This is a genomic window from Carnobacterium sp. (genome assembly GCF_032094055.1).
Lineage (GTDB): Bacteria > Bacillota > Bacilli > Lactobacillales > Carnobacteriaceae > Carnobacterium_A.
The window spans coordinates 16,459-27,895 of sequence record NZ_DAMDAK010000025.1 but is presented as its reverse complement, the minus strand read 5'-3'; the positions used below and the strand labels follow the sequence as shown (position 1 = coordinate 27,895).

The 11,437-nt window shown below is 38.1% G+C and carries 9 protein-coding genes, 1 tRNA gene and 1 pseudogene (1 of these 11 cut by a window edge); 1 reads left to right on the top strand and 10 read right to left on the bottom strand.

Annotation, left to right across the window (positions count from 1 at the left end; translation table 11 throughout):
- A tRNA-OTHER gene (locus RT405_RS05710) sits at positions 1–39 on the top strand; it begins 47 nt to the left of the window's first position.
- 303 nt (positions 40–342) lie between these two features.
- Here the strand turns inward: RT405_RS05710 and RT405_RS05705 are convergent.
- The 10 genes and pseudogenes from RT405_RS05705 to RT405_RS05660 form a co-directional block, all read right to left on the bottom strand.
- The gene (locus tag RT405_RS05705) at positions 343–483 is read right to left on the bottom strand and encodes a hypothetical protein (RefSeq protein ID WP_313468313.1); all 141 of its coding nucleotides are present in this window, start codon (positions 481–483) and stop codon (positions 343–345) included.
- A 185-nt stretch (positions 484–668) separates the two neighbouring features.
- Positions 669–830 (bottom strand): hypothetical protein, encoded by a 162-nt coding sequence (locus RT405_RS05700; protein WP_313468311.1) that lies wholly within the window; start codon positions 828–830, stop codon positions 669–671.
- 293 nt (positions 831–1,123) lie between these two features.
- Positions 1,124–1,471 carry a PTS lactose/cellobiose transporter subunit IIA gene (locus RT405_RS05695; protein ID WP_192987518.1) on the bottom strand — a complete coding sequence of 116 codons (348 nt, stop codon included), beginning with the start codon at positions 1,469–1,471 and terminating at the stop codon, positions 1,124–1,126.
- A gap of 18 nt (positions 1,472–1,489) precedes the next feature.
- The gene (locus tag RT405_RS05690; protein WP_313468309.1) at positions 1,490–1,786 is read right to left on the bottom strand and encodes a PTS sugar transporter subunit IIB; all 297 of its coding nucleotides are present in this window, start codon (positions 1,784–1,786) and stop codon (positions 1,490–1,492) included.
- Between the two features lie 203 nt (positions 1,787–1,989).
- On the bottom strand, positions 1,990–4,674 hold the full coding sequence (locus RT405_RS05685; RefSeq protein ID WP_313468307.1) for a sigma 54-interacting transcriptional regulator: 2,685 nt from the start codon (positions 4,672–4,674) through the stop codon (positions 1,990–1,992).
- A gap of 80 nt (positions 4,675–4,754) precedes the next feature.
- Positions 4,755–6,062 carry a DEAD/DEAH box helicase gene (locus RT405_RS05680; RefSeq protein WP_313468305.1) on the bottom strand — a complete coding sequence of 436 codons (1,308 nt, stop codon included), beginning with the start codon at positions 6,060–6,062 and terminating at the stop codon, positions 4,755–4,757.
- A 196-nt stretch (positions 6,063–6,258) separates the two neighbouring features.
- A complete protein-coding gene (locus RT405_RS05675) occupies positions 6,259–7,266 on the bottom strand; it encodes a Gfo/Idh/MocA family oxidoreductase (protein WP_313468303.1) in 1,008 nt (335 codons plus the stop codon).
- Positions 7,267–7,391: 125 nt separating this feature from the next.
- Positions 7,392–8,924, bottom strand: a complete 1,533-nt coding sequence (locus RT405_RS05670) for a helix-turn-helix domain-containing protein (protein ID WP_313468302.1) — start codon at positions 8,922–8,924, stop codon at positions 7,392–7,394.
- A 756-nt stretch (positions 8,925–9,680) separates the two neighbouring features.
- On the bottom strand, positions 9,681–10,559 hold the full coding sequence (locus tag RT405_RS05665; protein WP_313468300.1) for an aldo/keto reductase: 879 nt from the start codon (positions 10,557–10,559) through the stop codon (positions 9,681–9,683).
- Positions 10,560–11,014: 455 nt separating this feature from the next.
- Positions 11,015–11,437, bottom strand: a pseudogene (locus RT405_RS05660) (metallophosphoesterase); the annotation flags it as partial.

Below are 11,437 nucleotides of genomic sequence, written 5' to 3'. Positions count from 1 at the left end.
CTAAACGTTAGGCCGGGAGTTCGAATCTCCCTAGGACCATTCGGTGAACAAGTAGACTCACTTTAGTTGGTGGTTGTCTGTCCAAGAAATCGGATATGAGAGACGAACTCATAGCTTTTTTCGGCTATTCGTTCACGGTTCGTGATTTCTTGGCTTCATCGTCACCTTAGAGCTGTATTTCTTTTTTTTAGATCAATTTACCCGACTTTACAAAAAAATAGACAAGCTCGCTGATTTAAATAGGAGACTTGTCCAAACTCGAAAAGGCAGATTCAAAAATCTGCAATTCGTTTAAAACTGTCCCTTTTGGGTCAGTTTTTTTTATTGCTAATGCTGACAGATTCAATTTTTTTCATGAAATGTTTTATTTCTACTAGTATTTTTTGGCTTTTCCCAGACAACAGTAAGTTCATTATTTTCGTCAATTTCAATAACGGGTTGTAAATTTGAAAAAAACAAGTAATAGATTATGATCGCCATCATGGGTCATCTCCTTAAAAAATAGGTATATTTTGTATATACCAAACAATACTAGAAAAATACGATTTTTTTGTTACCAAAAAGTAAAGGAAATGATAAGCTTTCTTTTTGAATCGTCCTTTAATTTAAGTAGAGGATTTGGTCTTTCTATCGATTCACTCAGTCTGCTTAAAATTTACAACATCTTTTTAATCTTCTTTTTGTTCCGCTTGGTTATAAATCACAAATCCAATAATGGTCAATAAAATGCCAATCAATAAAGTAATAGACTGATGCTCATCTCCACTCGTCAATCCTAAAATAAGAGCTACAAAGCCTAATGCCATGATAAATAACCCATTTTTCAACATTTTGCTCATCCTCGCTTATTTAGTTTTTTTTCTTTACTTTATTGTCTTGGAAATCGCTTTCACTGTCAATTTTGTGCACTTTTCATACAAAAAAAGGTCTGAAAAGAGAATGCATCTCTTTTCAGACCTTTTACTGCATTAAGATTTATATAGTTTTTCTAATGGAATGTCTAGCAGTCCAACCCTGGCTCTCGGTAAAAAGACAAGTACAACCCATTGCGCAGTATGCTCATTCGGGGTTGTACTTGTTATTTTCCTGTCGAGCCAAAACGGCTTGTCCTGCTTTTCTTTTTTTATTCTGCTGTCACGCCAGCGATTTTTTTGTATACGTCTACTACTTCTGAAGCCATATCACGGAATGTGATAGCGTTCATTAAATGGTCTTGACCATGAACAAGTAATAAACTAAGGTTCATTTTTTCTCCTGAAGCTTCTGCTGTCAGCATAGCTGTTTGAGAATGATGTGCTTCCACAAGTGCTTTATCTGAATCCGCTAATTTTTGTTCAGCTAAATCAAAGTCTCCTGTTTTAGCAGCTTGAATGGCTTCCATTGCATCACTTTTAGCATTTCCACCGTTAATGATCAAACCCATGATCGTTTGTAAACTTTCTTGCTCTTCCAAATTAAAACTTCCTTTCATTTCGCCTGTTGCTTTTACTTATTTGATTAATGCTAACGCTTGGTTTAAAACATTTTCTCCGTTCATCATTCCGTAGTCTTGCATATTTTTATCTGCTAATTTCTTTTCAAATTGAGATTTCATGAAACGAACTTGAGGTCCTAATAACAGAACGTCAACGTTTTTTGAAGAAAGGTTTTGATCAGCTTCTGCTGCGGATACTGCAAAGATATCTGCATCAAGGCCTCTTGCTTCTGCTGCTTTTTCCATTTTAGTTACCAATAAACTTGTACTCATACCTGCTGAACATACTAACATAATTGTTTTATCTGTCATTCTTAATCACTCCATCTATTTTATTTGTTCCTACACTTTATATAAAGCAAGTTTCGTGCCAACTTTTCCGGAGTTGAAATCGCTATCTGTCAGCGTTTTCTGTATAGGTTTACATTTACACACAAGCAAATAACCTTACACACTAATTTATTTTGTGTAAATTAAAGCTGCAGCAAAAAAATTGCTGCAGCTTTAATCATATATCAACTTCTCGTAAGCTGGTTTTCAATCAGCATTTGAACCAGATAAGCTAGTTCATCTTGAGAAATGGTAACTTGGTACTGTTCTTCTAAGGGTTTTAAAACGGCCTTAACTGTCTCTGCTGCTGCAGCATATTGCCTTAGATACTGATCAGCATTAGAGAATCGACGTAAAACTTTGCTTGAATTTAGACTCTCCATCAAGAAAGCTAAATGCAGGATCATACCTGTTTTTACACCAGAAAGCAATTGAATGCCCAGCTGTTTTTCTAATTCTTGTACAACTTTTTGCAAGGCAGCCATCAGTTCATAGACCGATCCTACATGTGTTAAAGTCCCGGTCAAGGACTGGCTCATTTGTTCAAGAGAAAGTTCTTCCACTTGGTACTTGATTTCCATTACCTTTTCCTCATCAAAAGCTTCATAAGCGGAAAAGTAAGGAATATTCCGGTGATGAACCGGTACAGTTCCCACAATGGCTTTGATCGTATGCTGTTCACTTAATTGATCAATACGCCGTATAAAATCTTCTAGTTGCAAAAATTGCATAGGAATGATGTCGGTACTGTTTGGATTGAGCACCTTTTTCAACTGCTCTTCCAGTCTTTTAGCGACGCCCTCGCCGGTAAAACAAGCTACCACCACAGCCGGTTGTTTTTCTGCCGCTGTTCCTAGACTCGGACGCGAAGCATTTCCCATCGCCATTTGGCAGCTTTGGTAAATATCTTCTAATGGACGACCCACACTAGCCATTCGGACAGCTTCCAAAACCACAGGTGTACTGGCCATCGAAAGGGTCCGAACCTCTAGTCCTAATTCTTGAGCCAGCATATCGCCAAAAGCATTCAATGAACCCATATCGGTCAGTACCAAGATCCCATACTGATACGTTTCACGATTAGCTGCAATGGTTTGGCGTACAATTTCATACATATCTTTCACTTTCATCGTTAACGGCATATCGATGGCCGTTCCGACTGTCGTGTCTAACAGATCCTGAACCGTCTCCAACATACTGCTGGCTGTTGATTTGCCATGCATCAAGACCATCACACCCACCTGTTCCGTCATAACTTGAGTCGGTTCTTCAATATCTAACGTTAAAAACATGGTGATAAACCCGATTTCGTCAAATGGAATTTCTATGGCTAGCTGTTCTTCGATGATGGCGGATAAATCAATCGCTACTTGAAATTCTTTCGAATACTTCTTTCGTACAGCATTTAAATTAGGATGGACGATGGGTCGTTGTTCTTTGATTCGCTCAAGTGTACTTTGCAAATGCAAGGCAAAAGCGAAACGGGATTTCGATTCGTATGTCCGATTTAAATGTTCTTCCGCGAAATCGTATAATTTTTCGGTCAAGTTACGGATATCGGCTGGAATCAGTTCTTGATGAATATCAGATAATGACAACTGCTCAAGGTACTCGCTGAAATAATGCGTCAGGTTTTTTTGAATAAATCCTTCTAAATCCACTTCTTCCAAAGCACCCATTTTTAACGCTTCATCTACTCGCTCTTCAATTTCATTGTAAACTGTCATATCTGAAACCACATCTTGATTGATCGCCATTTTTTGACTGGTTGGAACAAATGAAAAATGAGATTTATGCCGGTCAACTAATCGGTCCAAACGTTCAGGAGCTTCTTTCACTAACAACAAGCCTTTTTGTACCGCTAACGGCAAATCCTGTTGCGTAATCGTCAAATAGTCGGTTTTATGTGTCCGGTAATGCAGAAAAGCTTTAGCACAAACAAGCTTTAAATCACGTTGTACTTGGCCAATATTGGCTTCAGCCGGATAGAGCATATACGCCAATAAGCCGTCGCGTTCGATTACGATTTTTTGGTTCAGGCGTTGTGCTTCTTGCTGCAGAAAAGTAGCGACCAATTCATAGCGTTCTTCAATCCTTCGTTCAGCTAATGGCGGCAACGTAATCGTCATCGGAATTCGCCGGTTGAATGTAGCCAGTAAAACATCTGAATTTTCAGTCGTGGCTCCGATGATCTGCACTTGCGCTGTATGCGTTTCGCTGCTTTCGCCTAATGGACGGTAAACGCCTTTGTCAATAAAAGTAAACAGCATTTCCTGTCCTTCTGGCGGCAAGCGATGAATTTCATCCAGGAATAATATTCCGCCGTCTGCTTGATGGATCAAGCCTGAACGGTCTTCTGTTGCTCCGGTATAAGACCCTTTTTTCACACCAAAAATATGACCAAACAATAATTGCGGGTTTTGGGCATAATCAGCGCAGTTAAAAGAGATAAAAGGCGCCTCAGCCGGCAAAGCGTTTGCTTCTAAAGCGAATTGGTACATGCACTCGGCAAAGAGCGTTTTACCGGTTCCTGTTTCGCCAAAAATAATCGTATGCAAGCCTCTCGGCGGATACAAAACTGCCGCTTTTGCTTGTTGAATCATAACTTTTAAGGATGCACTATGCCCAATTAATTGATCAAATGCATCTCCCTGGTCTTCTGTTTCTTCTCTTATTAATTGTCCGGATTTCAGTTGGTATAAAACTGGGCGGCCTTTACTTTTCTCAATTTTTTCTTCTTTGTATAGTTCATTCAAATACCGACTGACATTTGCACGGTCCAACGCTAATGCTTCAGCTATCTCCTTAGCCGGCAAAGGTTCCATTTGGTTTTCTAAATACGCTAAAATATCTTTTTTACGAGACAGCATGCTGATCTAACTACTCCTTCCTGAAACCGGATACTTTGGTTAGTTGAAAAATAATGGAATTTCTTCCGTTATTTTCCTTATTAAAGTTTGTTCTTTTTACGGGCACCTTTATTTTTATCTGTCTTTTTGCGGTGTTTCTTCTTTTTCTTGGTAGGGCTCGCCATCTCTGCTGGTTGAGTAGTTGGTTCAGCCGTTTTTAATTTTGTCGATGCCTTTTTTTCTTTTGCTTTTGACTTATTCATTTGTTCGTCATCTGTTGCTTCTTCCGCTTCCGGACGTTCGGTAATCAACTTTCCGCCATAAAGGAATAATGGGGTAAGTTTTAAGTCTAACGAAGAAATAATTTTTTTGAATTCACGTAATTCACGTTCATTAACTAAAGTTAAAACCGTTCCCTTTTGTCCCATCCGGGCGGTTCGGCCTGAGCGGTGAATGTAGCTTTCTTTATTCAGCGGCAAATCGTATTGAATCACATACGGCAATCCGCGGATATCTAGACCGCGTGAAGCCACGTCAGTCGTCAGCAGCAGCTTGACCTTGCCGTCACGGAATTGTTGCAGCGCGTGCTGGCGTTCTGTTTTATATTTTTCAGCATGCAGCACGGCAACTGAAATCCCTTCATACTGCAACTTTTCAAAAGCTAATGTCAAATTTGCAACGTTATTGACAAAAACCAACCCGCGAAAATCCTCCATACGTGTTAAACGGCGTAACACCTCAACCCGTTTTCTAGTGGGTGTTTCGATATACGCATGGACGACTGTTCCTTTTGATTGGTCTTCATCGGTCACATCGATCCATTCAGGGTCTACATTGAACCATTTAGGCAACTCTTGCATGATTTCATTGCTCGTAGCTGAAAAGAAAGCCATTTGGCGTTCTCCAGGTAATTTACTGACGACTTGCCGGACTGTATTCAATTGTTCTTGTTGCAATAATTGATCGGCTTCATCTAAAATAATGGTTTTGACTTGGTGCAGTTTTAATTTTTTAGTTTCTGCTATTTCCAAAATACGGCCAGGAGTTCCAACAATCACTTCTGGTCTTTCTTTCAATTTTTCAATCTGACGGTTTTTATTTGCGCCACCGATCATTGTCTGTACCGTTAATTCCAGCTGCTTGCCCCATTCTTTTACGACTGCTGCAACTTGGACTGCCAATTCTTGTGAAGGAGCCAAAATCACTAACTGTACACCGGATTTTGGTTGAATCTGTTCAATCGAAGGCAAGGTATACGCTACTGTTTTCCCGGTTCCCGTTGGAGAGATCCCCACTACATCCCGGCCTTCTTTTAAGGGTTCATACACTTTATTTTGAATGGCAGAAGGTGTCGTATACTCTAATTTCTCCCAATACTGCTGTAAGGCAGGCACTAATTGTTCATTCATTTTATGCTGTCCTCGTTTCTCTATTTTCCATTATCGATCAGTTCATTACTTTCTATCATACCAAAAAATCTGTAAAAGCTAAAGCAGCGAAACGGCAAAATAAAAAAGAACAGGAAAGGCGAAGCAACCCTAAAAGTAAGCGATCCTTTTAAGATTTTCTCCTTTTTCTGTTCTTTTAAACCTTTTCTTAATTCAATTAAGCTTTTTTATCCGCTTCGAAGACAATTCCTGCATCTTGGCGAAGATCCGTCAATACACGGTTGACTTGGCGGCTTAACTCTTGCCATTCGGCATAGTTTTTCAATTGTTTTTCATCAGTCGGGTTATTTAACACCTCTGCAAAAGCTTGTGCTTCTTCTGTCATCGGATTAGCAATAATCGTTTGAGCAATATTTTCTTTTAAATCCGTTTTACGATCAATCAATTCAATGGTGGTGATGCCGGTAACGCCATCCATCGAAAGGGTTTTGTTTAAACCGTAAATCTCAGAAGGCAAATAAGAATTGGCGATCTTACCAGTATTGATCGTTACATCAAAATTAGGGTAGCGCAGAATCGCGGTTCCTTTTCCGTCCACTCCTGTTGCGATCTTAGTGCAGAAATAATGGCTTGAATCCGGTACACCAAACCAAGAAAGAGCTGCATAGATTGGATAAACACCTAAATCTGCTAAGGCTCCGCCTGAATAAGTCAAAGAAAAAATATTGGGTTCGTGTCCCGCTAAGACTTGACTGTAACGGGAAGAATATTTCATGTACGTAAAATTAGCTCCCTGAGGACTGTCAATATTTTTAATTTCATTTTTGACGATATTAAAGTTTTCTTCGTGGATATGACGAGCAGCTTCAAATAAAAAGACGTTATTTTCTTTCGCAACTTTTGCTGCTGCTTCCCATTCTGTTGGATTCGAGAACATCGGCTTTTCTACAATGACATGTTTGCCGGCTTTCATCAAAGTCACAGCTTGTTCAAAATGCAAACTATTTGGCGATGCAACGTAAATGACGTCTATTTCTGGATGTTGCGCATACACATCTAAGTCTATTTCAAAAATAGTTGCTCCATACGGTTCTCCAAATGACTTGGCTTTTTCAACCGTTCTTGAATAAACCCCTACCATTTCATATAAACCTGTTTCAATTGCTGCATCTACAAATTGATTGGTGATCCAATTTGTTCCAATAATTCCTAAACGTAATGCCATAGCGATCTCCTCCAGCTCATTTCAATATCGTACTGACTTTTTTCAATTTGCATAAAAATAGAAAACGTTTTTTTCATTCTTATCATAACAAATTTTCATGAACATGAACAGAAAGAGTTTTCCTTTCATGCGTGCTTTCCTTTTCCTTCCTTTTGATGGCTGTTTGTTCCTTCTGCTCCGTCACAAATGCGCGTTTGCTGATTGAGTAAAATTATATCGATCTCTTGCTGAATTTTTTTCCAATCTCGCTGACTCGGTACGGTTTCAATTCCAATCACTTTAATATCCGGTGCCATCCATTTTTTTGTCAATTCCACTTGGCAATCGGTTAAAATCATTTGAACTTTATCTTCTTGATAGATTGCTTCAGTAAAAGCATAACTTTTTAAAACAAAAGGATACCTTGCTTCTAAAAGGTCTATCAAAAACAACTCATGCCGCCAACCTTGTTGAGACATGACGACTAATTGGATTCGCTCTTTTTCTTGAATGACTTGTGAGGTGAGGCCTTTCCAAGAGGTGATCATCATAAAAATAATTTCTTCTTCGTTTTCTTTGGCTTTACGTGTCCACCTATTATCAGGCCCTTTATTTAACACATCTTTTACAACTCTAGGGAAAACAGAAAAGATTGGTTTAAGGCTGTTTAATAAATTTCGGCTACGGTTAAGCAAAATGTGACTGCCACCCTTAAATAAACCGCGATAGAAATAAAAACTCATTAGAATGACGATCAAATCTTCTTGGTTCTCTAACGTATACCCTGTTCGTTCCTTTAGAGTTTCAATAAAATCTCTAACGTTTTCGTATAATTTCGTTAATAAAGAGTCGGAGCTTAACAGCTCAATGTAAAATTGCCAATAAAAATTTTGATAGAGGTAGATCATAAACTTACGATCTTTTTTAGGGATAGCAAATGGGAGTTCAGCTGAGAGGGAATCAAATAATTGGTTGATTTTGATCACTTCAAAATCAGGCAGTTCATAATTTTCCTCAATGATATAGCCTTTTTTTATCCGCTCTAAACAAATTACTAGCCAAAGAGCAGTTTTATGTTGAGTCAATGGTGAATAAAAAGGTTCTTTGGCCTTTTCTTGAAGCAGATAAATATATTTATTGGCTATTTCAAGAAAAGGATGTTGAAATTCATCAAATGCAGCAGAATAATAGTCCCATAGAAATACACTATAAAAATAACGGATTTGTTTTTCTGATCCTCTGATTTTGACTGGTTTTGATTGAACCCACAGATTATATTCTGCTAAAAAGCTGTTGATTTGTTTTAAACTTCTGATAATGGAGGAGATACTGGTATATAATAATTCAGCTAAATCTTCTATGCTGGGGATATCCAGCTCAAATAGTTTTTTGATGATTTGAAAATTCAAACTGTTTTCCATAGCCCGTTGATAAATTTTTTCCATTTGAAAATCATTGGATGTCGTCAGTTTTATGCCGCGTTTTTTAGAAGTTTCAATAGTGATCTCACTGGTCAGGTTACTATTGTAATATTGAATGTCCGCTCGAATTGTGCGCCCCGAGCACATCAATTGTTGAGATAATTCGTCAATGGTCCACCACGTGTCATCGGATAGCAACACTTCAACTAATTGCAACCGTCTAGAACTAGAAGCATCCAGCAACTTATTTAATACCATGTTTTTTCTCCTTTCTTACCAAAAATTAATGTTCTCTCCTTGCTTTATAATTAAAGTATACCAGTTTTTTTAAGAACTGCCTAATTATAAAAGCGCTTACATTTAATTATATACATAAAAAAACCGCTAGTCAACTGTGCCTAGACGGTTCTTTGAGGGCCTATATTATTGATTGAAGTGATGCGGGGATGTGTGGTTTTATCAAGCACAGGATTGGCTTATGGTGGCTATGCTGATAAAGAGGAAAACAACGATCTATGCGGGATGGACGTTTCTTTTAAGTACTAAAAAACCAGCTAATAATCTATGTAAGAATAGCATGCCTGCCAAACTAAGCGATGTCTTATTTAGATTATTTGGAGAGGTAGCGGTTTTTACTGTATCGGAAATTTTCCATGCCCTTCCTGATTTAAAGCTGTGTATATTTGCTATCCTGTTCACAAACTTTACTGCCATGCTAGATTGACTTTGATGATTCACTATATTAAACCTGCCATCAGAAACTAGTAAACCACGTAACAGCATCAATCTTTAACGATTCGAAAATAATCTTGCCTTTCAAGTCTTCCACGGCATCACTCCTCGTGTATTGATATAAATAAGAATATCACTTTCTAATCAAATTATCATTTCAACAATTGCCTATCCATATGCAATTGTTGAAATGAATAAATGCAGACAAAAAAGGTAGGACAATTATCCTACCTTTTTAATAACAAGTGTACTGTGAAAAAAAACAGCCTTTGTTGTTACATCTTATCTTCTGTGCCCTTTATTCTTACGCTCCACTGTACCAGGCATGTTGTCTCTTAAACGATTTTTGTCTTTTGGATTAGCATCAAGGTTATTCAATAGATTCATATCGTCATCTGCTAAGAAGAAATCAAAGACATCTGCATTTTCTGCGATCCGATCTTTGTGACTTGATTTTGGAATCGGAATCACATCTCGTTGAATGTTCCAGCGCAACGCAATTTGTTCAGGTGTTTTGTTGTGCTTTTCAGCTAGTGTCAACAATTTATTTTCTTTGCTGATTTTCCCTCTTTTAATCGGACTATAAGCCATCGAAACAATATTTTCACTGTCACAGAAATCATTGGTATCTTGTTCGCTATGACCAGGATAAATTTCATATTGGTTTACAGCGGGTCTTACCTTGACTTCTTTGAGTAAAGGTACCAAATCAGCTCGTTTAAAATTGGAAACACCAATAGCTCGTGCGCGTCCCGATGCATAAATTTCTTCTAATGCACGCCAAGTCTCAAGATTTACTTCATCATCTTTATCCGGCCAATGAATCAAAAGTAAATCTACGTAAGGTTGATTTAACCGTTTCAAACTGTCTTCAAAGGATTGCGTAGCTTTATCGAATCCCATATCGGTTTTCCAGATTTTTGTAATGACAAAGATCTCGTCACGTGAAATTCCTGAGCTAACAGCCCGATTGATAGCTTTTCCAACATCTTCTTCGTTATCATAACTAGCTGCTGTATCAATTAAACGATAACCTTTCATGATAGCATAAAACACAGCATCTTCGGCTTCTTGTCCTGTCATGCCGCTTGTTCCTAAGCCAATCCCTGGTATAGTATAACCATTGTTTAAAGGCATTCTATCTAATAAACGTTCTACCATAGTTATCACGCTCCTCTTTGTGTTACTCTCAGTTTAACGAAGTCTTTTACAAAACTCAAAAGAAAACACTTACACCTTAAAGGAGAATTTTTAATTTTTTAAATCTTAATCCGGTTAAAAAACGGTTTGCGTGACATATCAAAGATGCCATGGCGGACTTATGTCACGATAAATCTCTTTACGTGACATATCGATAGAAAGTTCTTGTCCTTATGTCACGATAAATCTCTTTGCGTGACATATCCATCGAAAAATCCCATCTTTATGTCACGGTAACTCAATTAAGGAAGAGAATCTTTAAATTAGGTGCTTTTCGGTAAAACCGAAAAGGTCAGATTAGGATTGCAAGGTCAAAAAAACTTATCATTCCTACACAACAAAAAAAACTGCATCCGCTTGACTAGCAAGGAATACAGTTTGCTTCTTTTATTAATCTAACTGCCAATAAAACTTTTCTAATCTAATGTGACCACTACTACTTCCGGGCGATTATTAAAACGGAACGGGAAAGTGGAATTGCCGATTCCTCGACTAACAATCATGCGTTTCCCCGGTATTTCAGGATCATAGTAGACGCCATCCGTGTATTTTGGAAACTTCCCTTGACCGGGAGAAAAAAGACCGCCGATAAACGGCAGGCGGAACTGACCGCCATGAGCATGACCGCTCAAAATCAAATCGGGTGCTCTGGTCAAATCCATCAAATATTCTTCAAAAAATTCTGGATGATGAGCTAACAATACTTTCGGCTGTTTTTGCATACCTTCTGTTAAGACGACATCTCTAAGGATTGGTTTCGGTGCAAGATCAAAATCTTCTTTTTCTGATAGTCCCATCAAAACAAAACCAGCGTGTTCAAATTCAATCCATTCTGCTTC

Bases quoted from the DNA above. Each gene is read 5' to 3' on its own strand.
- RT405_RS05705 (WP_313468313.1), bottom strand. From the start codon at position 483: ATGATGGCGATCATAATCTATTACTTGTTTTTTTCAAATTTACAACCC.
- RT405_RS05690 (WP_313468309.1), bottom strand. From the start codon at position 1,786: ATGACAGATAAAACAATTATGTTAGTATGTTCAGCAGGTATGAGTACA.
- RT405_RS05695 (WP_192987518.1), bottom strand. From the start codon at position 1,471: ATGAAAGGAAGTTTTAATTTGGAAGAGCAAGAAAGTTTACAAACGATC.
- RT405_RS05665 (WP_313468300.1), bottom strand. From the start codon at position 10,559: ATGGTAGAACGTTTATTAGATAGAATGCCTTTAAACAATGGTTATACT.
- RT405_RS05670 (WP_313468302.1), bottom strand. From the start codon at position 8,924: ATGGTATTAAATAAGTTGCTGGATGCTTCTAGTTCTAGACGGTTGCAA.
- RT405_RS05680 (WP_313468305.1), bottom strand. From the start codon at position 6,062: ATGAATGAACAATTAGTGCCTGCCTTACAGCAGTATTGGGAGAAATTA.
- RT405_RS05685 (WP_313468307.1), bottom strand. From the start codon at position 4,674: ATGCTGTCTCGTAAAAAAGATATTTTAGCGTATTTAGAAAACCAAATG.
- RT405_RS05700 (WP_313468311.1), bottom strand. From the start codon at position 830: ATGTTGAAAAATGGGTTATTTATCATGGCATTAGGCTTTGTAGCTCTT.
- RT405_RS05675 (WP_313468303.1), bottom strand. From the start codon at position 7,266: ATGGCATTACGTTTAGGAATTATTGGAACAAATTGGATCACCAATCAA.